Source organism: Sphingomonas ginsengisoli An et al. 2013 (genome assembly GCF_009363895.1).
Lineage (GTDB): Bacteria > Pseudomonadota > Alphaproteobacteria > Sphingomonadales > Sphingomonadaceae > Sphingomicrobium > Sphingomicrobium ginsengisoli.
Map to the genome: position 1 here is coordinate 1,844,953 of NZ_CP045434.1, position 23,983 is coordinate 1,868,935.

Below are 23,983 nucleotides of genomic sequence, written 5' to 3' on the forward strand. Positions count from 1 at the left end.
TCAGCTACGCGCGGCGTCGCCAATCGGATGCACTTAGGTAGGAAGCAGCGCGCCCGACGCAATCACCGGCCCGGTCGGCTGGCCCGTCGGCGATCCGCCCGTCGGCTCGACCGAGATGGCGAGCACCGTCCCCTGGCGAAGCGCGGCGGCGATCTCGGCGGCGAGCTGGGCGTGCATGCGGCCGTTCAGCGGCATCACGCCGAGCGATTTCGGCTTCGCGCCGGAAACGATGAACCACAATTCGTGGCTGTGCGCGCCGTCGTTGGGCATGTCGCCCGCTGCGGCCACCGTCAGGCTGCGCGCCGTCGGCTCCCAGGTCGCGACCAGCTTGGCGTCGCTGTCCTTGCTCGCCATCGCGGCGACCATCGGGGCTTCGGCTGTCGGCTGCGTCGGAGCGGGCGGGGGCGGCGGAGTCGGGCGTGGTTCGACCAGCAGGAACAGCCCGAGGGCGGCGGCGACCGCAGTCGCGCCGGCCGACCACCGCTGCCAGAAGGCGAGCCGTCGATGGACGTCCACCGCATTGTCGTTGACCGCCGCGGGCGCGCGGCCACCGAGGGCCCCGGATATATGGGCCCACAGGCTAGACGGCGGCGGCGTGTCGCCGACCTCGTCGAGCAGCGGCGCCAGCCGCCGGGACCAGCCGGCGACCTCTGCGGCGAAGCGGGGATCGGTGGCGGCGCGGCGGCGCGCGGCGTCGAGCTCGACACCGTCGAGCAGCCCGAGCGCCAGTTCGGCGGCCTGCCAGTCGCCGGCGGGTTGGTCGGTGCTCATGCGTCCAGGCATCCCTTGAGCCGCTGGAGCGAGCGGCGGATCCAGCTCTTCATCGTCGGCAGCGGCACGCCCTCGCGTTCGGCCAGTTGCGGATAGCTGAAGCCGTCGAGAAAGGCGGCGCGGATCATCTGGCGGCCGCGCTCGTCGAGCTCGCCGAGGCAGTGCTCGAGCCGGCCGCGGTCCTCGCTCGCGCTGGCGAGGGTCAGCGCGTCGGGATTCTCGTCGGGGATGTCGAGCGCCGACTCGATCGGCTCGGCGGTCGCCTTGCGCCGGCGAATGAGGTCGATCGCGCGGCTGCGGGCGATCAGCGCGAGCCAGGTGATCGGACTGGCGCGGCCGGCATCGAAGCGGTCGGCCTTGCGCCAGACGGTGAGATAGACATCCTGGAGCACGTCGGCGGCGTCATCCTCGCTGCCGGTCACCCGCAGGCAGATGCCGAACAGCTTGGCTGAGGTGCGGTCGTAGACCGAGCGAAGCGCGGCGCGATCGCCGCTCCCGACCTGGCCGAGCAGGCGGACCAGTTCGAGGCGGGCCGCGGCGGGCTCGGAGGCGGACGGGTCCATGCGCAGCGTGATGGCCCAAGGCGATGCAAAGGAAAAGAGAAACCCGGCAGGAGCGCCCGGATCGACGGCTAGGTCGGGCATGACAGGCGCTCCCACCAGGCGGCGCGCGGGGAACAGGAGGGCCAAACCCCGCGCGCCTGACCAATTACGGCATCAGGACGTGGTCGACGACGTGGATGACGCCGTTGGACTGCATCACGTCGGCGGTGGTGACGGTCGACATACCGCCCTTGGCGTCGGTGAGGACGATGTTGCGGCCGCGCATGCGGGCCGTGAGCTTGCCGCCCTCGACCGTCGTCAACGAAGCCATCCCGTGACCGGCGCGGATCTTCGCGGCGAGCTGCGCCGAGGTCACGCGGCCCGGCACCACATGATAGGTGAGAATCTGGGTCAGCGTGCCCTTGTTCTCAGGCTTGACCAGCGTGTCGACCGTGCCCGCGGGCAGGCGGTTGAAGGCGGCGTTGGTCGGGGCGAAGACGGTGAAGGGGCCAGCGCCGTTCAGCGTATCGACCAGGCCGGCGGCCTTGACCGCGGCGACCAGCGTGGTGTGATCCTTCGAGTTGACCGCATTCTGGACGATCGTCTTGGTCGGATACATGGCGGCGCCGCCGACCATCGGGTTCTTGGCGCTGGCCGCGCCGAGCGGAAGCGCGGCGGCGGCGAGGGTCAGGGCAGTGAGGCGAACGAGCTTCATCGAAGATACTCCCGTGTTGGGTCGGCAACCTCAGCCGGCTGCCTACGAGAGTTACGCAAGTGGCACGCGGCCGGATGCGGGCGGGACCAAAGGCCGTAATCCGCAGGTGCGCCACGCTTGAATTGCTCGGTCGATCGGCGGACAACATCGGCGAGAGGAGCGCGGCAATGCTGTTCTTGCTGATGGCGTCCCTGGCGAGCCCCGAGCCACCGGCGGCGGCCCAACCGCCCCCACCGCTGCGCATCGACGTGCTGGCCCGGCCCTGCAAAGACGATGGCGATGCCGACGTCACCGTCTGCGCCCGCCCCCGCGACGACTTCCGGATCGACCCGAACGTGCTGGCCGGGCAGCGGGCACGCGAGGCTTTACCGGTCGACACCCGCTCGCCGCAGGAAAGGTCGCAGGTCGCCGACTGTACCAAGGAGGTCGGGCAGTGCCAGGGCGGCGGGGTGATCCCGATCTTGCCCGGAGTGGTCAGGACGGTGACCGCTGTGGTGCTCGCTGCCAAGGGCGAGGACTGGCGCCAGCCCTTCCGCGACAAGCCCGACGAATATCAGGCCTACCGCGCCTATCAGGCCGAGCAGGCGCGGCGGAAGAGCCGGGTCAGCGTCCAAGTCAGCGCGGGCAGCGGAACGACCGGCCCACGCTGAGCGCCGTGCTCAATGGTCGCTGGCGGTCCGCTCGACCCCGCTCGCCGCGAGCTGCTCGTCGATCTCGCTGACCAGCCGGTCGAGCCCGGCCTGATCGCGCGCTTCGGCGCGGGCGACGAGCACGTCCTGGGTGTTGGACGCGCGCAGCAGCCACCAGCCGTCGCCGCTGTTGACGCGAGCGCCATCGGTACGGTCGACCTCGGCCCCGCTCTGCTCGAGCCGGGCGAGCACTTCGTCGATCACCGCGAACTTGCGGCTTTCATCGACCGGGAAGCGCAGCTCGGGCGTGGTGACGGTCTGCGGCATGGCGTCGCGCAGCTCGGTCAGGCTCTTGCCCGACTTCGCCACCGCCTCGATCAGCCGGACCGAGGCGTAGAGCGCGTCGTCGAAGCCGTACCAGCGGTGTTTGAAGAAGATGTGGCCGCTCATCTCGCCGGCGAGCGGCGCGTGGGTTTCCTTCATCTTCGACTTGATGAGGCTGTGTCCGGTCTTCCACATCAGCGGCTTGCCGCCGAGTTCGGCGATGCGGTCAAACAGTGACTGGCTGGCCTTGACGTCGGCAATGATGGTCGCACCCGGCTCGGCGGCGAGCACCGGCTCGGCGAGGATCGCAACGATCTGGTCGCCCCAGATCACCCGCCCCTGCCCGTCGACCGCACCGATGCGGTCGCCGTCGCCGTCATAGGCGATGCCGAAGTCGAGACCCTTGTCGCGAACGAGCTTCTTGAGATGCTCGAGGTTCTTCTCGACCGTGGGATCGGGATGGTGGTTGGGGAAGCGGCCGTCGACGTCGGTGAAGATGGTGTGGTGCTCGCCCGGGAGCGCCTTGACCAGCCGCTCGAGCGCCGGGCCGGCGGCGCCGTTGCCCGCGTCCCACCCGATCTTATATTCACCGCCCTCGAAATCTTCGGTCAGGCGGGCGACGTAGCGGTCGATCACGTCCTCGTCGGTGACGTGGCCCTGCCCCTCCGACCAGTCGCCAGCGGCGCTGCGCGCGCCCAGTGCCTTGATCTCATCGCCGAACACCGAGCGGCCGTTCAAGAGCATCTTGAAGCCGTTGTAGTCGGCCGGATTGTGGCTGCCGGTGATCTGGATGCCGCCGCCGACGGGGAGGTTGTAGGTCGCCCAATAGAGCATCGGCGAGGGCCCCTGCCCGATCCGCACCACGTCGAGGCCGCCTTCAGTGAGGCCGCGAACGAGCGCTTCCTGCATCTCGGGCGAGTGGGTGCGGCCGTCGCGGCCGACGGCGATGTTGGTCACCCCTTCCGACTTGGCGAGCGCGGCGAAGCTGCGGCCGAGGGCATAGGCGTCGTCCGCCGAGAGCGTCGAGCCGACGATTCCGCGGATGTCATATTCGCGGAGGATGGTGGGGTGGAATGAGTGGGTCATTGCGCGGCCCTACGCGGAAGGCAGCGATTTGTTCAACCGCATCGCCAGAACTGCGTCATTGCGAGCCGCAGCGAAGCAATCCAGTGCTTGGCATCAGTGGATGCGCAATGGATTGCTTCGCTACGCTCGCAATGACGACGAAACTTACGCCGCTTCGCGGGCCTCCGCACCGGGGACGCCCAACGCCGCGACCATCTCGCGCAGCTCCTGCCGCGCGGCGATGTGGCCGATGCCGACTTCGCCCAACTGCTGGAGGTCGAGCAGGGTGAGGCCCTTGGGGAAGAGCTCACGGAAGATGACGCGCTCGCCGAGGCCCGGGATGACCCGGAAGCCGACCCGGCGGGCGAGCTCGTCGAGCGCGGCACCTACCCGCTGGAGGTTGTGGCTCTGGATGTGCTGGAGGCGATTGCGAAGCACCACCCAGTCGACGCTCTTGCCGGTCGACTTGGCGCGCTGGGTGCGACTGTTCCAGATCAGTTCGGCATAGAAGCTGGGCTTGGTAATCTTGAAATTGTCGGGGTGGACCTGGCCGATGAGGTCGAGGTCGACGAAGCTGTCGTTCATCGGCGTGACCAGCGTATCGGCCTTGAGGATCGCGGCGCGGGCGACCTCGTCGTCGCGGCCGGGGGTGTCGATCACCAGCACGTCGGCCTGCTCGGCCAGCCGGGCGACCGCGGTGTCGAGCGCGGCGATGCTCTGGTCCTCGAGCACTTCGAAGACCGGCTGCGGCAGCGCGGTGTCGAGCCGGCGCATGGTGGCGGCGCGGTTCTCGAGATAGCGGGTGGTGGTGCGCTGGCGGTGATCGAGGTCGAGCACCCCGACACGATGGCCCGACGCGGCCAAGGCCACCGCGGTATGCACGGCGGTGGTCGACTTGCCGGTCCCGCCCTTTTCGTTGGCGAACACGATCGTGTGCGTTGTCATCGCTCTTGATTCATCCCCCGGTGCGCGTCCAAGCGCCTCAATGGATTAACGTTTACGGCAGGGGAATCCGCGGTGCAAATCATCCGTTCCATCGCGGAGCTGCGCAGCGTCCGCCGTGACCTCGCGGGCACGCTGGCGCTGGTGCCGACCATGGGGGCGCTCCATGAGGGGCACCTGACGCTGGTCCGCGAGGGCAAGGCGCGGGCCGACCAAGTCGCCGCCTCGATCTTCGTCAATCCGCTCCAGTTCGGACCGACCGAGGACCTGTCGCGCTATCCGCGGCAGGAGGCGGCGGACCTGGCGCTGCTCGAGCGCGAAGGCTGCGACCTCGTCTGGCTGCCGACCCCCGACGTCCTCTACCCCTCCGGCTTCGCGACGACGGTGAGCGTGGCGGGGGTCAGCGAGCGCTGGGACGGTGCCGCACGGCCGGGCCATTTCTCCGGGGTCGCCACCGTCGTCGCCAAATTGCTGATCGCCTGCGCGCCGCAAGTCGCCTTGTTCGGCGAAAAGGATTTCCAGCAGCTCGCGGTCATTAGCCGGATGGTTGCCGACCTCGGCCTGCCGGTCGAAGTCGTCGGCGTGCCGACGGTTCGCGACCCCGACGGCCTCGCCCTCTCCTCGCGCAATGCCTACCTTTCGCCCGAGCAGCGTGCGCAGGCGCTGGCGCTGCCGCGGGCGTTGCAGCAGGCGGCCGGCCGGATCGGTGCGGGCGAGGTGGTGGCCGATGTCGTCGATGAAGCCAAAGCCGCGCTGCTTGGCGCCGGCTTTGCGAGCGTGGACTATGTCGCGCTGGTCGATGCCGACAGTCTCGAACCGCTCGATTCGGCGGGCGGACACATGCGATTACTCGCCGCGGCGACCCTTGGAACGACCCGGCTGATCGACAATCTGGCTGTGGCCGGCGAGTAACAAAATCAACGGTGATGATGCCGTTAACCATTTAATAGGCGAATCAGTCGAACTTCAATCTCAACAGGAGGGAAGTTCCATGGCGATCAGTCTCAAGAGTGCCGAGTTTCTGCTGCGCAGCCGGATGGCCGATGCGGAAGCCGGCGACGTCGATGCCTTGTTCGAGCTTGGGGTGAGCTATTCGACCGGCCGTGGGGGCACGGGCGTCGACCTCATCGAAGCGCACAAGTGGTTCAACCTGGCGGCGCTCAACGGCTGCACCCGGGGGCAGCAGTGCCGCGCCGAGATCAGCGTCGAGATGACCGCGCGCGAGATCGCCGAAGCCCAGCGCCAGGCGCGCGCGTGGCTGGCGATGACCGGCCGCGGTACGACCCAGCGCTACGCGGCGTAATCGATGTCGTCCCGGCGGAGGCCGGGACCCCGGTGATATCTGGACGCGACCTTCGCGCCTTCGCGACCTGAGATCCCGGCCTTCGCCGGGATGACGATTATCGCACCACCACGGTCACCGCCCGGCGGTTCTGGGCGTGGGAGGCCTCGTCCGAACCGAGCGCCACCGGCCGCTCCTTGCCCCAGCTGATCGTCAGCAGGCGCGCCTCGGGCACACCTTGGCCGATCAGGAAATTCTTGGCGGCAGTGGCGCGCCGCTCGCCCAGCGCCTGATTATATTCGCGGGTCCCGCGCTCGTCGGCATGGCCTTCGATGCTGGCGCGCACGTTGGGGTTGGCGAGCAGCCACTTGGCCTGCGCCGCCAGCACGGTGCGATCCGATTCGCGAATATCCGACTGGTCGGTGTCGAAGTGGATCGTGTCGGTCCCGGCCGCCGCGACCAGCGCGCGCTGGCTGCCCGGCAGCTCGACCAGCCCGACATCGTCGTTGCCGGCGCCGGCACCGGTTGCCGCGCCCTGCTCGGCGGGAGGTGGCGTGGTCGCGGGCGGGGCTTTCCGGGCACAGCCGGCGAGCGCCAGAGCGGCGACCGACGCGGCGATGATCATCTTGCGCATTTGTTTTCTCCTTAGCGCTGGAGCGGTGACCAGGACGGATCCGAGCCGTCCTGCGGGGTAGGAAGGCGACGCGCCGCGCCGCCGGCCAGCGGCACGGCGTAGAGGCTGGTGGCACCCGCCCGGGTGAAGCGGTTGAACATCACGAATTGGCCATTGGGCGCCCAGCTCGGGCTCTCGTCCTGCCAGCCATCGGTCAGCAGCCGCTCGCCCGAACCGTCGGGGTTCATCACCCCGACGCGGAAGGCGCCGACGCGGACGAAAGCGATCTTGTCGCCGCGCGGGCTCCACGCGGGCGAGGCCGACGGGCCGCCGGCGCTGATCCGCCGCTGGCCGCTGCCGTCGGCGTTCATCACATAAAGCTGCTGTGAGCCCGAACGATCGCTCTCGAACACGATCCGGCTACCGTCGGGCGAGAAGCTGGGCGCGGTGTCGATCCCGGGCGAAGTAGTCAGCCGCACCGGCGTCCCGCCGCCAGCCGCGTCGGTGACGTAGATGTCGGTGTTGCCGCCGGCGCTCATCGCGAAGGCGATCCGGCGGCCATCGGGCGAGAAGCGTGGCGCGCTGGTCTGGACGAGGCCCGGGACGAGCAGGCGCTTGGCGCCGGTGGCAAGATCGAGCACCCACACCCGCCCGCGCCGTCCCTGATAGGAGAGGTAAGCGAGCCGGCTGCCGTCGGGGGAGAAGCGCGGGGTGACTACGGTCGCCTCGCCCTCGGTCAGATAGCGCAGGTTCGACCCGTCGCTGTCCATGATCGCGATGCGCTTGAGGCGCTGCGTGCTGGGTCCGGTCTCGGCGACGAATACCACGCGGGTGTCGAGGAAGGGCTGCTCGCCGGTCAGCTTGGCGTAGACCGCGTCGGCGCATTTATGCGCGGCGCGGCGCCAGTTTGCGGCGCTCACCGCATAACCCTGGCGGACCAGCTCGCGGCCCGAGGTCACGTCGAACAGAGTACAGGCCAGGGTCAGCGAGCCCGCCGACCCGCCCTCGACATAGCCGGTGACGAGCTGCGCCGCGCCGGCCGAACGCCAAGTCGGAAAGTCGGGATCGGTGCCCTGCGCGAAGCTGACCGCGGGCAGACCCTGCGGCCCGATCGGAGCGAAGGCGCCGGTCGAGCGAAGATCGGCGGCGATGACGCCGGCGACCTGCGCGCCCAAGCCGGCATCGGCGTTGCGGGTGGGGAGCACGGGCACGGCGATCGTCTGCGCGGTGCGCACGCTGCCGCCGACCACCTCGGGCGCGTCAGTCTCCTGAGCGACCGCCGGGCTGGCAAGCAGAGCCAGCGTCAAAAAGACCGGAGATCGCATCATTTCTTCACCCGATAACGAAGGACGGTCTGCTTCCAGCCACCCGCTTGCGTGTCGTAGAGCTCGGGCGGCAAACGGTAAGGCGCGCAATCGGCGAAGATCGCGCGAACCTGATCTTCCAGCCGATCGCCATATTTCGCTTGCAGCTCACTTGGACCCTCCACCGCCAAGATTGTCGGAGGTCGTAGCAAATCCCCGGATTTCGCTAAGCTTAACCGCACCTGCAGCCGAAGCTGGTCGGCCCCGTCGCCGAGGAACGGTTGGCGATTGGCGCACCGTTGAGCTTGGGCGGCGATCGCATTGGCGACGCTGGCCTTGGCCTCTGACGAATAGTTGGCGGCGGCCTGTGCGGGTTTGTGCGACGGCGCACTGCCGATCCCTTGAAGGAAATCGGCGCCAAGCTGCGACTGGCGTGGAGCAGCCGGCAACTTGAGACTGTCGAGCGGCCGCCCGGCTGGGCGCTGGGGAGGTGCCGGGCGCGCCGCAGGCGGCGTCGGACGAGGCGGCGGGGCCGGGCGAGCCTGCGGTAACGGGGTGGAACGGACCGGCGGAGACGGTGGCGGCGGCACGGCTTGCGGAGGCGCCGGCATTGGCTGCGGCGCCGGCGGTGGTACGTCGGTCGATTGCGGCGCGGGCAGCGGCGCGGTCGCGGCCGGCGGCGGGGAAGCGGTCGGCGCGGCAGCGGTCAGCGCGACTTCGGGCGAATCGACAAACTCCACTTCCATCGGCTTGGGCTCGGGCGTGGGCGAGACTTTTGCGAGGCTGGTGGTCAAGGCGACGATCAAGACGACGTGCAGCAGCACCGCCGCGGCCGTTCCGCCCATCTCCCCCTTGTCGAGCGCCATCGCCACGGCTCAGCGGCCCTCGTCGCCCACGCTGACGAGGGCGACGCGGTTGAGGCCTGCGCGATTGAGTTCGCCCATCACGGCCATGACCTTGCCGTAGCCGAGCGTCTTGTCGGCGCGCAGATAAACCCGGCGACCCTCGGGCGGCGCGGGCTGGGCGGCGATGGCGGCGAGCCGTTGGGGCAGGTCGGGGGCGGCAACCGGCTGGTCGTCGATGAAGATGCCGCCCTGCCCGTCGAGCGAAACCTGCACCGGCTTGGCCTGCTGGTCGAGCGCGCCGGCGCGGCTCTGCGGCAGGTCGACGGGCACGCCGGCAACCAGCAGCGGTGCGGTGACCATGAAGATGATCAGCAGCACCAGCATCACGTCGACCAGCGGGGTGACGTTGATGTCGGCCATCGGCGCCCGGCGGCCGCCGCGGGCGCGGCGTTGGAGCGAGCCGGCCATCAGCCTTCGAGCTCAAGCTCGCGGCTAAGAGTCGCGTGGAAGCGGTCGGCGAAGCGACCGAGCCGCGCCTCGAGCCGGTCGAGGCCGTGGGTCAGCCGGTTGTAGGCGATCAGCGCAGGAATCGCCGCGAACAGGCCGATCGCGGTGGCGAAAAGCGCTTCGGCGATGCCCGGCGCAACCACCGCGAGCGAGGTGTTGTTGGCGCCGGCGATGGCGGTGAAGCTGCGCATGATTCCCCACACGGTGCCGAACAACCCGACGAACGGCGCCGCCGAGGCGATCGTGGCGAGGATGTTGAGGCGGTCGGACAACCGGTCGAGCTCGCCCGCCACTTCGGCATTCATCACCGTGGTCAGACGCTCGCGCGCGCCGGCCTTGTCGAGCTGCTTGGCGCGGACCGACTTGCGCCATTCGGTCAGGCCGGCGGTCATGATGCGCGCGTGGGGCAGCGCCTCCCCCCCGCGCCGGGAATGAAAATCGTCGAGGTCTCGCGCACCGTCGAATTCGGTTTCGAAACCGTCGGTGGCGCGGTTGATCCGCCGCAGCCGGGTGGCGTGGGTTAAAATGATCCCCCACGTCCACACGCTCGCCAGCAAGAGGCCGATCATGACCAGCTTCACCACCACGTCGGCGTGGAGGAACAGCGCCAGCGGGCTCATCAGCCCCGCCGCGGCGTCGCCGCCGCTCATCGCGTCTCTCCCCGGCTGATGGCTTCGAACACTTGGACCCACTCCCGCGGCTGGCGGGTCGGCCGGCCGTCCGGGGTAAGGAAGGCAGCGGTGACCAGCGCTTCGGTCAGCTGTTCGGTGCCGCGCATGACTCGCTGCTGAATCAGCACGCTGGCGGCGCGCACGCGCTCGACCCGCGAGACCACCAGCAGGTCGTCGCCGAGCTTGGCGGGACGGAGGTAACGGATGGTCGCCTCGGCCACCGCATAGACCCCGGTGCCCGCCTCGATCGCGCCGCGCTGGTCGATCCCGGCGGCACGCAGCATGTCCGAGCGCGCCCGCTCCATAAACTTGAGATAATTGGCGTAATAGACGATCCCGGCGGTGTCGGTGTCTTCGAAATAGACGGTCAGCGCGAAGCGATGCTCCGCGCCAACGAACCCGCCGCGATAGGGCGTGTCGAACGGTGCTGAACTCATGATCGGGCGTTAACCATCAGACTTGCCAAGGGCAAACCGCGCGCGACGAAGCGGGGCTTGACGGCGATGTAACGCATAGGTTACTTGTCACCTAGAGGTTACATCAGGAGAGCATTATGACCAGCGTCGTCGACCGGGCCGACCGCCTCGCCGTCAAGCGCGCGAATACCGCCACGTCGCTCGCGATCGTCTTCCTCGCGACTCAAGGCGGTTCGTTCAATTCGGTGAAATCGCCGCATCTCGATTGGCCGTTCCTGTGCTGGGTCGCGGTGTTGCTGACGATCCTGATGTTCGGCGGTGGCTGGTTTCAAGGCGAAGGAGTTCGTGCGGCCTTGAACGACGAGACGACACGCGCGCACCGGCGCTGCGCGATGGCGAACGGCTTCGTCGCCGCGCTCGTCTGCGGGCTGTTCATCACCGTCCTCAACAGCTTCGTCCCACTCGAAACTGGCCTCGCGGTTCGCGTGTTGATCACCGCCTCGGTCTCCGCTGCCTTGCTCCAGTTCGGCAAGCTCGAGCGGCGCGCGCTGCGCGATGGTTGAGCGCCTCGGCAATCGCCTCAAGGAACGGCGCGGCGAGCTGGGACTGACGCAAAGCCAGCTCGCCGAGTTATGCCAGGTGTCGCGCAAGACGATCAACACCGTCGAGAACGGCGTGTTCGTTCCCTCGACCCTGCTCGCGCTCAAGCTCGCGGTGGCGCTCGAGCGACCGGTCGAGGAGTTATTCTGGGTGGAGCGCTAGCGGCTGACGCCTTCCACCAGCCGCATCAGGTCGCCCTGCGCCTCGTTGACGTCGGCAAGGTGCATGCCCCAGCCGGGCAGGAAGAAGCCGAGCGCGCCGACTTCGCCACCGATCCGGTCGGTGCGCTTGTCCTTGGGGTCCGCGTTGACCCGCACTTCCAGATAGCCGCGCGGGCCGTCGTTGACGCAGCGCGCCGAGGCCAGACCCTCGGTCCGCAGATAGGGCGTCGGCGGCGGACCCTCGGTCGACCAGGTGATCGGACCGCCGGGAACCGGCTGCGCCGAGTTGGCGAACCAGTAGCTGTCGAGCGGACGCCAGTCGCGGCTGCCGGGCGCGGCCGGATTGACGCAGCCGACGGTCATCCCGGGGGCGCCCGAATAACCGAATAGCGCGCCGGGTGGGGGAAGATTGCCGGTCCGGAAGCTCGAATAAGCGATTACGCAACCGGTCTGGCCAGCGCGGCTGCACAGCGGCGTCGAGGCGAAGGTGCCGCCGACCAGTTTACCGATGGGCACATAGGTGTTGAACCCCGGCAGCAGCGCCAGCCGCATCAGCCGGGCGGCGGGTGTTCCTTCGATCTCGCGGGCGATCAGCTGCTGGAGCATCAGGCTGCCCTGGCTGTGGCCGATCAGGATCACCGGCCGGCCGCGGTTGCGGGTGGCCAGATAGTTCTGCCACGCCGCCGCGACGTCGCGATAGGCGAGCGCATAGGCGGCGGAGACGTCACCGCCGGTCGCCGCCGCGGTGACCGCGCCGAGCGTCATCTGGCGATAGATGGGCGCATAGACCTTGCACACGCCGGCGAAGCGCGCGGCCTGCGTCTCGGCCACGCTGCGCTCCTCATTGGCATTGAGGTCGCTGCTGTAACCAGGATCGCGCGACACGGTCGGGTAGACGTAGAAGCAGTCCACCGGCGGATCCTTGGCGACCGTGCTCGGCCCGCTCGACCCATAGCCGTTGGGGTTGAGTGCGGTGGTCTTGAGTGGGGTCGAGCAGACGTCGGCGCGGCCGGGCAGGCACAGCCAATGCGCGGCGACGCTGTAATCGGTCGCGGGACCCGCTGCCGGCTTGAGTGGGAGCGGCGCGATCGCGGCGGCGGCGGCAAGCAGGGGCAAAGCGAGCACTGGCAAACTCCTAAGTGTCGAACAGGCCGGCGGTCGTCCCGGCGGGCGGATTGAGGCCGAGGTGGGTCCAGGCCAGGCCATTGAGCTGGCGGCCGCGCGCGGTGCGGGCGATCAGCCCGAGCTGGATGAGGTAAGGCTCGATCACGTCTTCGATCGTGTCGCGCGGCTCGCTCAGGCCCGCCGCGAGCGTTTCGACCCCGACCGGGCCGCCGCCGTAGAGGTCGGCGATCATGGTGAGGTAGCGGCGGTCCATCGCGTCGAGCCCGAGCGCGTCGATCTCGAGCCGGCTCAAGGCGCGGTCGGCGGTGGCGGCGTCGATGCGGTCGGCCCCGGCGGCATGGGCAAAATCGCGTACCCGGCGCAGCAGGCGCCCGGCGATGCGCGGGGTGCCGCGGCTGCGGCGGGCGATTTCCTCCGCGCCGTCCTCGGCGAGGTCGGCGCCGAGCAGGCGGGCTGCGCGGCGAACGACCGACTGAAGCTCGTCGACGGTGTAAAAGTTGAGCCGCACGGGGATGCCGAACCGGTCGCGCAGCGGGGTCGTCAGCAGGCCCTGCCGGGTCGTCGCGCCGACCAGGGTGAAGCGCGGCAGGTCGATCCGGACCGAGCGGGCGGACGGCCCCTCCCCGATCATCAGATCGAGCGCGCGATCCTCCATCGCGGGGTAAAGCACTTCCTCGACCGCCGGATTGAGGCGGTGGATCTCGTCGATGAAGAGGACGTCGCCGTCCTCGAGATTGGTGAGTAGGGCGGCGAGGTCGCCCGACTTGGCGATCACGGGCCCCGAGGTGGCGCGGAAGCCGACCCCCATCTCGCGCGCGACGATCTGCGCCAGCGTGGTCTTGCCGAGCCCGGGCGGCCCGAAGAACAGGACATGGTCGAGCGCTTCGCCCCGGCTCTTGGCGGCCTGGATAAACACCCGCAAATTCTCGCGCGCGCCCTTCTGCCCGACGAATTCGTCGAGGCTCTTGGGGCGCAGCGCCGCGTCGGCATCCTCGGCGGTGCGTTCGGGTGTCGTCAGGCGGTCAGGATCGGTGGCCATCGGCTGCGCTTGTGGCACAGCAGCAGCGACCCTGCACAGGGGCTGCGTGCCGTCTCGCTTGACTTGCCGGGCCAAGCGGAGTCACCTCGCCGTTCCGGACCCGTTGCGTTCCCATCCGACTTTCGCAGGAGGAGCTGGAAATGAACGAAACCGTGATAACCGCGCCCGAGAGTGGCGCCCGCGTCCCATGGCATCTGTGGACCGTCGGGATCGTCTCGCTGCTGTGGAACAGCTTCGGCGGCTACGACTACACCATGACCCGGCTGAGAAACGTCGACTATCTCAAGAACGCCGGCGATCCGGCGGCCATGCTCGCCTACATCGACGCCATGCCGCTCTATGCCCAGATCGGCTGGGGCCTCGGCGTCTGGGGCTCAGTGCTCGGCAGCGTCCTGTTGCTGACGCGCAGCCGCCATGCCGTGACCGCATTCGCGGTGTCGCTGGCGGGAGCGGTGCTCAGCTTTGCCGGTCAGTCGCTCGGGCCGCCGGCGCCGATGAACGAGGGCATGATGAAGTACATGCCCGTCCTGATCATCGCGCTGGTGCTTTTGCAGCTGTGGTATGCCGCGCGGCAATCGCGGGCCGGGGTGCTGCGCTAGCGCGAGCGGATGAAGGCGCGGATGTCGCCGACCAGCTTGGCGCGATCCTCGTCGCGGACGTACATCATGTGTCCGGCGTGATAGTAATGGAATTGGACCCGATCCTGCGGGATGCCGGTGCGCGACAGGCTGTATTCGGCGCCGAAGAAGGGCGTGGCGAAGTCGTAATAGCCCTGGGCGACGAACACCCGCAGGCCGCTGTTCTCGCGCAGCGCGGTGCCGAGGTAGGGCGCGACGTTCATGTAGCTGCTGTCGTCGCGGCCGCCGAGCCGCCAGTCCCAGTCGCGCCCGACCGAGCCGATTGCCTGATATTCGCGGTCGGTCTTGAAGCCGAGCGAGCCGCGCGCCCAGCTGTTGATCGCCGCGGTATAGCCGGCGTCGATGCCGTAGAAGCTCGGATCGTTGTCGACGTTCTCGCCGGCGCTGTCATAGTCCTGACCGGTGTAGCGGGTGTCGAGCCGGCCGATCGTCTGGTTACGGTCGCGCAGCAACTCCTTGAAGAAACGGCCGGGCGTCACCCGCAGGTCGGCGTGGTCGAGGTAAGTGGTGCTGAGCCCGGTGAAGCGGGCGAGCTGCGGCAGGATGGCGGCGCGCTCGGCGGGTGTCGCGTGCTGCCCCTTGAGGAGGAAGCTGGCGTAGGGGCCGAGCGCGAACTGGCGCGCTTCCTCGGTGAACTGCTCGACCGACGGGCTCTGCGCCTTGCCGTGGTAGAGCGCGGTCGCGGCCATCGACGGCAGGTTGGTGATGTAGTTGAGCTCGTTCCCCGCCGCATCCGAACCGGCGGCGAAGTCGAGGATGGTCGAGATGAGGATGATGCCGTTCAAGCCCACGTCGTTGTAGGTGACGTTCATCAGCTGGTTGGCGACCGCCGCCGAGCGGGTGGTCCCGTAGCTTTCGCCGCCGAGGAATTTGGGGCTGGCCCAGCGGCCGTTGTCGTTGAGCCAGCGGCGGATCACCCCGGCGACCAGCTTGGCGTCCTGGGTGACGCCGTAATAATTCTTCGGGTCGGCCTTGCCGATGAGGTGCGACCAACCGGTGCCCGGCGGGTCGATGAAAACCATGTCGCTGACGTCGAGCAGCGAGCCCGGATTGTCGACAATCGGGTAAGGCGGGGCGCCATCGTCGCGCGCGTCGGAGGGGATCGCGACCCGCTTGGGCCCGAATGCCCCCATTTGCAGCCACACCGAGCCCGAGCCGGGACCGCCGTTGAACAGGAAGGTGATCGGCCGGTTGGGGTCTCGCGGCTCCTTGACGTAGGCGGTGGTGACCACCGCGACCTCGGGCACGCCATCGTCATTCTTGACGATCGTCTCGCCGATGGTCGCGGCGTAGTTGATGCGCTGGCCACCGAAAGTGCCCGAGTGGCGGGTGGTGACGACCTGCGGCACCACGTCGACGGGCGCGTCGGCCGCGGCCTGCCCCTTGCGGTCGCCCCCCGGCCGGTCCTGCGCCGCCGCCGGTCCCGCCGTCACCAACACCGCCGCAAGTACCGCCGCCAGGGCCCACCGATCAGTCACGCTCGTCTCCCTCAGAACCGGCGCGCACCATGCCCGTTCGCGGTCGGCTGACAAGAGGGAGCCGTTACGGTCGCGACGCGTTCAGCGAAGCGGGTTCATCCAAACTCAAGGGAGAAGACACATGGCCGACCTCAGCCAGGTTCGTGAGCATATGGAAGTCATCGGCGCCGACGGCGTCCATGTGGGCACCGTCGACCACGTCGATGGCGAGCGGATCAAGCTCACCAAGAAGGACAGCGGCAGCGGTGAAGGCGGCGCGCACGAGGGTCACCACCATTATCTCCCCGGTGGTTTGGTGGCCGGAGTCGAGGGCGACCAGGTCCGCCTGAGCGCCAACGCCGACGTCGCCGCCAATCTGTTCGAGGAAGAAGAGAGCGGTCAGTCGCTCGGCTGAGTCACCGTTCACCATAACGGAATCGATAACCGCCGTTGCCTTTTTTACGAGGGTAACGGCGGTTTTTCGTGGGTTCGCGCGATTCCGGCTGGCGCGCTCGCCTATCATGGAAAGATGGAACGACGGGGGGAGCGCGGCGGATCGAACGATCCGCCCAGCGCGGCCGAGAAGGGCCGCTACGAGCGCATGCTCGGCAATTCCGCCACCGCGGCGATTTGCGCCGATCCCGACCACGGCATCATCGGCTGGAATAGCGCGGCCGAGCAAATGTTCGGTTATCCCGCGGCGGAGGCGATCGGCCAGCCGCTTTCCATCATCATCCCCGAGCGATTGCGCGCCGCGCACGACGCGGGAATGATCCGCGCGATTGCTGCCCGCAAGACGCCGATGGCCGGCCAGACCATCGAGATCATGGCCCTTCACCGCGACGGGCACGAAATCCCGGTCGACCTGTCGTTGTCGATGTGGTTCGAGGAGGGGCGGCCGATGTTCGGCGCGCTCCTGCGCGACGTCAGCGACCGCCACGCCGCGACCCGCCGGCTCGAGCATCTCGCCCATCGCGACACGCTGACCACGCTGCCCAATCGCGGGGCGCTGGTGACGCGGCTCGCGGAAACGCTCGGCCAGCAGCCGTGCGCGCTGTTGATGCTCGACCTCGACGGCTTCAAGCATGTCAACGACAGCCTCGGCCACAGTGCCGGCGATGCCCTGCTCGCCGAGGTCGCCAAGCGGCTCAGGGCCGCTGTCGACGTCGGCGATTTCGTCGCCCGTCTCGGCGGCGATGAATTCGCCATCCTTCTCACCGAACATGTCGGTCCGCTGCGGATCGATGCCCTGTCCACCCGCATTTTCACCGCGCTCAAGCAGCCGTTCGCGCTCGCCGGGCGCTCGGTCTTCGTTGGAACCAGCATCGGCGTCGCCTTGAGCCCGCACGATGCGACCGAGGTCGACCAGTTGCTCGCCGATGCGGACCTTGCGCTTTACAGCGCCAAGAGCGCGGGCGGCGGCGGCCGCGCCTTCTTCGCCCGGGGAATGAAGACCCGCACCGAACAGCGACTGCGCCTCGGCAACGAGTTGCGCGAGGCGTTCGTCGGCGGGCAGTTCGAATTGTGGTACCAGCCACAATTGTCGATCCGCGACGGCACCCTGCTCGGGGTGGAGGCGCTGCTCCGCTGGCACCACCCGCGCCACGGCCTGCTCGCGCCCGGCGCTTTCATCGAAGTGCTGTCGGACAGCACGATCGCTGAAGACGTCGGATGCTGGGTCCTTGAGGAAGCCTGCGCCGTCGCCGCGCGCTGGCTTGGGCAGGGGTTCGGACCCGTCCGCATGGGGGTCAATCTATTCCCGGTGCAGCTGCGTTCTCACGGGCTTCGCGAACTGGTCTGCGCGACTCTCGAGCGGCACGGTCTGCCGCCGCACCTGCTCGAACTGGAGATCACTGAGAATACCGTGCTGCGGATGGACCAGCCGTCGACCGCCGCGCTTCGCCGGCTGAAAGACCTCGGCGTCAGTATCGCCTTCGACGACTTCGGCACCGGCTTCGCCTCGCTCAGCCTATTGCAGCATTTCCCGCTCACCCGGCTCAAGATCGACCGCAGCTTCATCGCCCGGATCGATGAGCGACCGGGCGACGCGGCCATCGTCAAGGCATTGATGTGCATGGCCCAGACCTTCGACCTGGAGGTCATCGCCGAAGGAGTCGAAACCGCCGCCCAGGAGAAAATGTTGCGCGAGCTTGGCTGCCAGGAAGCCCAGGGCTTCCGTTACGGCCGACCGATGAAGGCCGAAGAGCTGGTGAAAGCTTACGCCGACGCCGCGAGCAGGGCCGATGACCAGCCAGGCGAACCGCGCCGCTCCGCCGCTTGAAGCCGGCTTGGTGCGGAAGTGAGAAAGTTGGTCGGGGAGAGAGGATTCGAACCTCCGGCCCCTGCCTCCCGAAGGCGTATCTCCCTGCTCCACTAGAGAGCATCCTCGGGTGCCCGATTACACGTCAGTAGCGTCAAATGGCCTGCAATGTCGCTCGATCTTGGTCCCAAGGTTCAGATTGAACCTCGACCCCTGTCTATGAGCCTCGTCAGATTACAGTCGCACCTAGTGATTTCCACAGGCTTGCCTTGCGCAACTTTGAACCGGCTTTGGTCACAGCGACTGTCTGTCATTGGTGGGAAGCGGAACGGCTGCTTTCGGGTCAAGACGACCGGATCGCAGACGTTCGATCGCAAGGAGCGACGGGCTGCTTTGGCGGCAATAACGGGCGCTTGGTAGGCCTCGCAGGTCCTCGCGGGGGCAACACGTTAAGACAAGGGCTGAGGTCCGCTTCCGACACCTTCCGGGCCTGATGACAGGAATGCCGATCAGATTGCCAACGTCTGCCGTTGGTAAAGTACGGGCCGGTCGCCGAAGGTTTGCAAACAGAATCTCGGTAGCAAGCCCATTAAATGAGGGTTGCATGCCACTCTCAGCCTGCAGGCCCGACAGGGACCGCGATCGGCACACGCGTTGCGATCGCTGCCTCAACCTCGGCATAGAGGTCGACATCGAGATCAGGCGCCGAGATCGACAGGAGCAGCGAATAACGCGCCTTATCATTTGCACGGTGTTGGCCAAGATGTGACTTCCACCAACCCCCGACCGGGAACACTGCGATCTCGTCATGGCCCGCGAGCTCGACCGCCGGACCGCGCCAGAGGTCGCAGTGCAAGGACCCAGCAACCATGGCCTGCGGCCCAAGCAGCCAACGATCATCCTCCTTTCCGGCTTTCTCGGCTTTCTCGTCGCTTTTGCTCAGCCGGCGCCGGAAATCGTTGGCGGTGTCGTTTCGCTTTTTCAGTGCGAAGCGTAGTCCGAACGATCGATACGTGTCGGGGCGAGTGCCAGCGCGGCCGGATAGGTTCGGCTCGATGAAATAGGATAGCGTGGCCTTCATGATGACGGGGCTGTTCTCCAGTGCCTGTAACGCATGGCTTGGCCAAGGCAGATCGTAGAAATGCACCTCATTGAACACGGCGCGACCGTCAGGCGTCAAAGTATAGGGCTGGATCTCGGCTTCCGCGATCAGCGTTAGGTCGTTCCGCATCGAGCTGCTCGCGCGCGCGAAGTTCGGAACGCCAAACCCAACCTCCCTAAGCACTTTCTGCTTGGCGCCCTTGGTCATCGTCTTCCAGCTACGGCCTTTACCGATCAGCAGCTTGCGGAGCGGATGCGGCCAATCGGCCGACTGGATCATCAGCGCGCGATAAGTCTCTGGCCACAGGCCCGGCACAGCTGCCTTCAGCCGGCCGAGGAAGTTACCCGCCATGCCGGTTGCGGCACTCGTCGCCCAGAAGGGAATGAGGGGTTCGTTGATGACATCCCGGCCGGTGCTGATCAGCGAGACTGCCCGGTGCCAGCCACAGAAATCCGTTGAATCGACCATCATGTTGCCTGCCTCGAACAGCACTTCTGGCTTGATCGGGGTCAGGTCCGGCGGAAGCAGCTGCGACCCGCAGCTGAACGGGCTTTTTTTATTCGCACCCGCAAGGGGCATCAGGTGAGGATCCTCGGTGGAGAGATCGACCTTTGCGGTATATCCGCCGATCGTCAGCGCGTTCCAGCTCTGCGCCGGATCCTCGAGCGAATGATGCTGCTCGACGATCGTTCGCTGTCCGCCCTGCATGTTGCCGGTCGCGACCACCAAAAGGCGCTTTGGATGATCTTTCGCCGCGAGATTATCCTGCCGATCGCCCGGCATCGATCCCGAAGCGATCTGGTCAAGCGCCCCACTCCAGCTCGACGGCGCTTCCGATACGAAATCCGGTGATGACGTGGCGAGGCAGAAGCTTCGCACAGCGTTGCCGCCCTCGATTTCGGCAATCGAGACCGCGTTTTGGGTCACCAAACCGTAGCGGGTCGGCTCAGTCGCCGGAAACCCCTCTGGCGGCAGGAATTTGACCGACTCGACTGCATGGCCAAGCTCGACCAACCGATCGTCCTGCAACGGACCCGTCAGATCGCCGTGAAGAATTAGGCCAGCCATGGCGGTTCCATGGCCTCCGTCGCGCTCGTTGTCGTCGCTGCCCCAATCCTCATCGGCCGCCCATGCTCCTGCCAAGGCGGGCGCGACCAGCGGATGGGCGCCAGCGATACCGGCATCAATCACGCAAATCACTGGTGCGCCAGGCCCCGGCGGCGTAACGCGCGCTAAGTAGCTATCGACCAACTCATGCTGGCCAAACGCGGTATCCCCGAGGTCGAGTAGGGGTTCGACGCTCGGCGCGGCCGGTCTAATCTCGCTTATGGCACCGTTCAGACGGCCGACGAACGACAGCAGTGCTGATGGTGCTGCGTTGACGAACAGAACTTCTGTGTCCGGAAACGTCAGCCGATCCGGATGAACGTCAAGCCCAGCGTTAGCTGCAGCGCCCGCGACCGCGTCCGCGACGCCTACCAAGCGGCGGATCCAGAGCTCCCACCAGCCCGCCTCAGCTGCAGCGAAGTCGACATCTCCGACAACCAGTGCCGCCGGCGAGGCCTGTCGGATCGCTTCGAGCACTTCGAACTTTTCGACATCGGGACGGCTATGATTGCCTAGATTGTCGCTGCCGTAAGCCTCAATTCGCTGACGCAGGAAAGTGCGCGCGTCGTCCGGCACGAACATCACCGCGCGCTCTGTTCGGTCTGCTTGGCGCTCCGACTTAAGGACGGCAATCTGTTGGGCCTGGAAATCGAGCGTATTGGGGATCTTGGTCGCCATTGCTTGCGGCGTCGGCGCCATCGTTTCGACCTCGACCAGCACGCCGCGCCGCACCCCCGGCATGGCCAGCCGCGTGTCGGCGTCACCTACTGGCACTTCGCCGAGAGCTTGCGTCAGCTGCGCAATGAGCTGGGCTGCATGGTCTGGATAGCTTACGCGCCGCGCACGAAATTCGCGCTTGGTCTTCGGGAAGACGTACTGGAAGCTTTCCTTGAAGCCACTAATCGATACGTGCGCCTTCTGAGCGCCTTCATTCTCGGGCATTCACCCCCCGTTGTAATGAGCCGGATTCCCCACGCTCATCTACGCATTTCTCGAAGCGCTTCGTGCTTCTAAAGTTGGAAGCGCGCGCGAACCGACTGCCGTTCGTGCAGCGCTCCGGCGAGAGCCTCCGGCGACACCGACGTTCCCTTTTCTAGAATGGCGTCCTTGACCACAGCTTCGGCGGCGCGGACGAGTTCGCCCTGGCTCAAACCGTCAGTGGCTTCGAGAACCTTGGTCCACGAGCGCTGAGAAAGCTTTAACTTGCCCAGGCGCCGCATCAGTATCGACTTGGCTGATTCACTGTCGGGCAGCCCATACTCGACCACTTCGTCGAACCTGCGGCCCAGTGCTCTGTCGAGGATTTCGACGTGATTGGTCGCGGCGATCACCAGACTGTCGGTGGCGTTCGGCTCTTCCATGAAGGCTAGAACCGAATTCAAGACGCGGCGAATCTCGCCAACGTCGTTCGGATCACCGCGCCGGGCGCCGATCGCATCAAATTCGTCGAGCAGATAGACCGCGCGGGTCTGCGCAATCTGATCGAACAGCAGCCGGAGCTTGCCAGCGGTCTCACCGAAGAAGCGGCTGAACAGCGCTTCCAGCCGGACCGTGAAGAGCGGCAAATGCAATTCGCCGGCCAAGGCCGACGCTGTCATTGTCTTGCCGGTTCCGGGAGGGCCCACCAGGAGCAAGTGCGTTGCGGGGATTTGGCCATGATCGCGCAGCGTCGCACGTTCGCGCTGTTGTCGCACGATCCGCTCGAGCCGGACGCGCACAGCGTCGCCGAGCACCATCGCGTCCAGTCTTATCTTTGGGTAATTGCTCTCGACGAGTCCCTGCAGCTCGCCTCGCGGACGAGCCAAGGGTATCGGCGCTTGGCCGCTCGGCTTTCCGCTCAGACGATCACGCGCCTTCTGGACAAGCCGCTTGAGCTGGTCGGCCTCCTCTCGGTGGCCCTGTCGCGCCTGCTGTGCCGCTACTTGGAGCGCAATCGAAAGAAACTGCTCCTCATCGCCTTCAACATGAGAGTTCAGGAGCGCGACAATCTGCTTAGTCGACATTCGCCCTCCCTGTTTTCTCATACTGCCTGAAACACGTTGTGACGCGAGCAAACCGCTAAGAACCTAACAGACTCAGATTCCCGATGCTATCGGCGATTGAACCCGACAGCGGGCTCGCGAAACGTAGCCGCTCGGTCCCCAAGAATCGCTCTTGCTTTGCCGTCGAGCGGTGCGGCTAACTTCCCTATAAACGAGCGTCCGAAAGTAGGGGTCGCCACCACAAGTTTGAGCGTCCGAGAGTGGGTCTAAGCGGCCGCGATGAACAAGCGTCCGCTCGCGTGTAACCGCGATCCAGGTCCCAATGGCCGAGTGGGGGTCTATGCAGCGGTCATGGAAGGTTCGTCTGCCCGCACGCTCGTGTTAACTAGCGCCGGGTCAATGTTCTTGCGCGTGCCCCAATGCGTAAGGCTAGGGGGACGATACTCGCGATTAGCACGCCATCTCTCGAAAACAGAAGCATCGATCGTCTCGTTGATGCGTGATGTAGTGCGTAGAGTGCCCACGTCTGGGTCGGCGCCGACAACCCGGTAAAACGGCTTCTTAAACGGTCGCAGCACTCGCGGGACGAACGCGGCATAAGAGTCCCTGATAGGTGCAGCCGGGTCGGCCGGCTCACTCGTGAAACCCGGACGCAGCGCCAAGCCTGCTTGACGCGCCTTCTTGGCGATCCAAGCCAAGGGGGGCTGCGCTAACGTGTCACTGGGGTAGCCGCCGCCTACGTTAGCATGTGCGCCCACGAACCAACGCTGCTCCGCCTGATCAAGGGGTCGAGATGGTAAGGGAGCGGCAGTGTTCTCCACCGTCCGCGTCCAAAGGGTCGGTTCAAACTCCTTCCTGTGCTCGTCGAGCGCGAGTGCGTGAAAGGCGTATTCGTTCTGAAGACGGAGGTGCGTGTCTAGAAATTGGTACTGCTTCAGTCGCCGACGCAGAGACAGCAGTGGGCTGCCGACCGAGCCCACCGTGTCCCAGACACCTAGGAAGCGTATCGGCGTAGCCGTGCAATACTTAATCATCCAGCACTCCTCGAGCGTTAACGCGCCCGTCGGCCGCGCCTGGAGCGCGACAAGTGTAGGCTCCGAATAGCGTCTGTATCGGTCGAAGAGCTGCTGGATTGATAGTGGAGCGCCCGGCACCAGCACACCGCATTTTGCGATTAGTCCGGATAAGCTCCGGGCGGCGTAGGCGCCGCGACTAAAGCCGAAGACAAACAGCTCGTCACCCGGTTCGAATACCTGAATGATCCACTCATACGCCTCGAGAATCTCTTGATCGATGCCGTATCCAGCGATTCCGCCCCGAATCCTTTCACCTACTGTCGTTCCTACGCCTTTGCCGTAGTACACCAGCTGACCGTCGGCCGCGGGTTCACACAGCGATCTGAGGCGCCAGACGTTAGTGTTGTTCTCAAGCGTGTTCCAAGTGCCGTCGAGGAATATGGCGAGCCGCTTCATCGGTTCTCCTTCGAACTGCTCTGACTAGTATACGTCCTACCTCGCAGCGCCAACCGGACGGTCGCACTTGAGGAGCCCTGCAATGCTGATTACGTCTTTCGGCTCGTGGGACGCCTTCTGTGCCCGAAAAGCGTCATCTTTGATGCCTTCGAACCCATGTTTGGTTCAGGGCCGCACCAAATTAGAACTGAGCGCAGCTATCGTGAGTCTACAGCGGCAGCCGGTTTGATGTGCGCTCGCCCTTGTATGCCGCTCTCCGTTTTCTTCGGAAAGTGCGCAACGAGCACCGTGTTCGTGGGCCTGGACCGTAGGTCCTTCGGCTGAAGATTAGATCGTTTGGGCTGGCGACTAACAAAAGTGTGTACCTCTGTAACGAGTATGGTACAAAACCTCGGACAAATTGCCCGGCAATCC

At 66.6% G+C, this 23,983-nt stretch carries 26 protein-coding genes; 9 read left to right on the top strand and 17 right to left on the bottom strand.

All coding sequences use genetic code 11. The features are described from left to right. Positions 1-33: 33 nt before the first annotated feature. From GCU42_RS08865 to GCU42_RS08875, 3 genes are all read right to left on the bottom strand, one after another. The gene (locus tag GCU42_RS08865) at positions 34-771 is read right to left on the bottom strand and encodes an anti-sigma factor (protein ID WP_162789189.1); all 738 of its coding nucleotides are present in this window, start codon (positions 769-771) and stop codon (positions 34-36) included. After that, entirely contained in the window at positions 768-1,334 is a 567-nt protein-coding gene (locus tag GCU42_RS08870) for a sigma-70 family RNA polymerase sigma factor (RefSeq protein WP_114227182.1), read from the bottom strand. The genes GCU42_RS08865 and GCU42_RS08870 overlap by 4 nt, the downstream gene beginning before the upstream one ends. Positions 1,335-1,479: 145 nt before the next feature. Next, positions 1,480-2,028: a fasciclin domain-containing protein gene (locus GCU42_RS08875; protein ID WP_114227183.1), complete on the bottom strand. Its 549-nt coding sequence runs from the start codon at positions 2,026-2,028 to the stop codon at positions 1,480-1,482. A 167-nt stretch (positions 2,029-2,195) separates the two neighbouring features. On the opposite strand from GCU42_RS08875, the gene GCU42_RS08880 reads away from it, so the two are divergent. Beyond that, complete coding sequence (locus GCU42_RS08880; RefSeq protein ID WP_152569529.1) at positions 2,196-2,678, top strand: hypothetical protein; 483 nt, start codon at positions 2,196-2,198, stop codon at positions 2,676-2,678. Between the two features lie 9 nt (positions 2,679-2,687). Here GCU42_RS08880 and pgmG read toward each other — a convergent pair whose 3' ends face one another. Both pgmG and GCU42_RS08890 read right to left on the bottom strand, forming a co-directional pair. Then, the gene (gene pgmG, locus GCU42_RS08885) at positions 2,688-4,067 is read right to left on the bottom strand and encodes a phosphoglucomutase/phosphomannomutase PgmG (RefSeq protein WP_114227185.1); all 1,380 of its coding nucleotides are present in this window, start codon (positions 4,065-4,067) and stop codon (positions 2,688-2,690) included. Between the two features lie 144 nt (positions 4,068-4,211). Continuing rightward, positions 4,212-4,991: a division plane positioning ATPase MipZ gene (locus GCU42_RS08890; RefSeq protein ID WP_114227186.1), complete on the bottom strand. Its 780-nt coding sequence runs from the start codon at positions 4,989-4,991 to the stop codon at positions 4,212-4,214. 72 nt (positions 4,992-5,063) lie between these two features. On the opposite strand from GCU42_RS08890, the gene panC reads away from it, so the two are divergent. Further along, on the top strand, positions 5,064-5,900 hold the full coding sequence (gene panC / locus GCU42_RS08895; protein WP_114227187.1) for a pantoate--beta-alanine ligase: 837 nt from the start codon (positions 5,064-5,066) through the stop codon (positions 5,898-5,900). A 79-nt stretch (positions 5,901-5,979) separates the two neighbouring features. After that, positions 5,980-6,291 (top strand): SEL1-like repeat protein, encoded by a 312-nt coding sequence (locus GCU42_RS08900; protein WP_114227188.1) that lies wholly within the window; start codon positions 5,980-5,982, stop codon positions 6,289-6,291. Between the two features lie 97 nt (positions 6,292-6,388). Here the strand turns inward: GCU42_RS08900 and pal are convergent, their stop codons facing one another. The 6 genes from pal to GCU42_RS08930 are packed head-to-tail and all read right to left on the bottom strand — an operon-like array spanning position 6,389 to position 10,647. After that, a complete protein-coding gene (pal, locus tag GCU42_RS08905) occupies positions 6,389-6,904 on the bottom strand; it encodes a peptidoglycan-associated lipoprotein Pal (RefSeq protein WP_335341009.1) in 516 nt (171 codons plus the stop codon). Positions 6,905-6,915: 11 nt separating this feature from the next. Then, positions 6,916-8,211 (bottom strand): Tol-Pal system beta propeller repeat protein TolB, encoded by a 1,296-nt coding sequence (tolB, locus tag GCU42_RS08910; RefSeq protein WP_114227189.1) that lies wholly within the window; start codon positions 8,209-8,211, stop codon positions 6,916-6,918. Beyond that, entirely contained in the window at positions 8,208-9,053 is an 846-nt protein-coding gene (locus GCU42_RS08915) for a hypothetical protein (RefSeq protein WP_114227190.1), read from the bottom strand. The genes tolB and GCU42_RS08915 overlap by 4 nt, the downstream gene beginning before the upstream one ends. Positions 9,054-9,062: 9 nt before the next feature. After that, on the bottom strand, positions 9,063-9,500 hold the full coding sequence (locus GCU42_RS08920; protein WP_114227191.1) for an ExbD/TolR family protein: 438 nt from the start codon (positions 9,498-9,500) through the stop codon (positions 9,063-9,065). Then, positions 9,500-10,189 carry a protein TolQ gene (gene tolQ / locus GCU42_RS08925; RefSeq protein WP_114227192.1) on the bottom strand — a complete coding sequence of 230 codons (690 nt, stop codon included), beginning with the start codon at positions 10,187-10,189 and terminating at the stop codon, positions 9,500-9,502. Before tolQ ends, GCU42_RS08920 begins: the two co-directional genes overlap by 1 nt. Continuing rightward, positions 10,186-10,647: a YbgC/FadM family acyl-CoA thioesterase gene (locus tag GCU42_RS08930; protein ID WP_114227193.1), complete on the bottom strand. Its 462-nt coding sequence runs from the start codon at positions 10,645-10,647 to the stop codon at positions 10,186-10,188. The genes tolQ and GCU42_RS08930 overlap by 4 nt, the downstream gene beginning before the upstream one ends. A gap of 116 nt (positions 10,648-10,763) precedes the next feature. Here GCU42_RS08930 and GCU42_RS08935 point away from each other — a divergent pair, with 116 nt between their 5' ends. Together GCU42_RS08935 and GCU42_RS08940 are read left to right on the top strand one after the other, a co-directional pair. Then, the gene (locus GCU42_RS08935) at positions 10,764-11,189 is read left to right on the top strand and encodes a hypothetical protein (protein ID WP_114227194.1); all 426 of its coding nucleotides are present in this window, start codon (positions 10,764-10,766) and stop codon (positions 11,187-11,189) included. Further along, entirely contained in the window at positions 11,182-11,388 is a 207-nt protein-coding gene (locus GCU42_RS08940) for a helix-turn-helix transcriptional regulator (protein ID WP_114227195.1), read from the top strand. Before GCU42_RS08935 ends, GCU42_RS08940 begins: the two co-directional genes overlap by 8 nt. On the opposite strand, the gene GCU42_RS08945 is transcribed toward GCU42_RS08940, so the two are convergent. Both GCU42_RS08945 and ruvB read right to left on the bottom strand, forming a co-directional pair. Then, a complete protein-coding gene (locus GCU42_RS08945) occupies positions 11,385-12,512 on the bottom strand; it encodes a DUF3089 domain-containing protein (RefSeq protein WP_162789190.1) in 1,128 nt (375 codons plus the stop codon). The genes GCU42_RS08940 and GCU42_RS08945 overlap by 4 nt on opposite strands. Before the next feature lie 10 nt (positions 12,513-12,522). Then, positions 12,523-13,551 (bottom strand): Holliday junction branch migration DNA helicase RuvB, encoded by a 1,029-nt coding sequence (ruvB, locus tag GCU42_RS08950; RefSeq protein WP_114227197.1) that lies wholly within the window; start codon positions 13,549-13,551, stop codon positions 12,523-12,525. 140 nt (positions 13,552-13,691) lie between these two features. Here ruvB and GCU42_RS08955 point away from each other — a divergent pair, with 140 nt between their 5' ends. Next, complete coding sequence (locus GCU42_RS08955) at positions 13,692-14,150, top strand: hypothetical protein (RefSeq protein WP_114227198.1); 459 nt, start codon at positions 13,692-13,694, stop codon at positions 14,148-14,150. Here the strand turns inward: GCU42_RS08955 and GCU42_RS08960 are convergent. Beyond that, a complete protein-coding gene (locus GCU42_RS08960) occupies positions 14,147-15,667 on the bottom strand; it encodes a S10 family peptidase (RefSeq protein ID WP_240309392.1) in 1,521 nt (506 codons plus the stop codon). The genes GCU42_RS08955 and GCU42_RS08960 overlap by 4 nt on opposite strands. Before the next feature lie 121 nt (positions 15,668-15,788). Here GCU42_RS08960 and GCU42_RS08965 point away from each other — a divergent pair, with 121 nt between their 5' ends. Both GCU42_RS08965 and GCU42_RS08970 read left to right on the top strand, forming a co-directional pair. Then, positions 15,789-16,061 (top strand): DUF2171 domain-containing protein, encoded by a 273-nt coding sequence (locus tag GCU42_RS08965; protein ID WP_114227199.1) that lies wholly within the window; start codon positions 15,789-15,791, stop codon positions 16,059-16,061. Between the two features lie 114 nt (positions 16,062-16,175). Beyond that, a complete protein-coding gene (locus tag GCU42_RS08970; RefSeq protein WP_114227200.1) occupies positions 16,176-17,927 on the top strand; it encodes a putative bifunctional diguanylate cyclase/phosphodiesterase in 1,752 nt (583 codons plus the stop codon). Positions 17,928-18,519: 592 nt separating this feature from the next. On the opposite strand, the gene GCU42_RS08975 is transcribed toward GCU42_RS08970, so the two are convergent. Then, the gene (locus GCU42_RS08975; protein WP_114227201.1) at positions 18,520-21,057 is read right to left on the bottom strand and encodes a S8 family peptidase; all 2,538 of its coding nucleotides are present in this window, start codon (positions 21,055-21,057) and stop codon (positions 18,520-18,522) included. Positions 21,058-21,125: 68 nt separating this feature from the next. Next, positions 21,126-21,713 (bottom strand): AAA family ATPase, encoded by a 588-nt coding sequence (locus GCU42_RS15395; protein ID WP_240309393.1) that lies wholly within the window; start codon positions 21,711-21,713, stop codon positions 21,126-21,128. A 57-nt stretch (positions 21,714-21,770) separates the two neighbouring features. Here GCU42_RS15395 and GCU42_RS15400 point away from each other — a divergent pair, with 57 nt between their 5' ends. After that, positions 21,771-22,148, top strand: a complete 378-nt coding sequence (locus GCU42_RS15400) for a hypothetical protein (protein WP_240309394.1) — start codon at positions 21,771-21,773, stop codon at positions 22,146-22,148. Between the two features lie 287 nt (positions 22,149-22,435). Here the strand turns inward: GCU42_RS15400 and GCU42_RS08985 are convergent, their stop codons facing one another. Then, the gene (locus GCU42_RS08985) at positions 22,436-23,569 is read right to left on the bottom strand and encodes a DUF2235 domain-containing protein (protein ID WP_114227203.1); all 1,134 of its coding nucleotides are present in this window, start codon (positions 23,567-23,569) and stop codon (positions 22,436-22,438) included. Positions 23,570-23,983 lie beyond the last annotated feature (414 nt).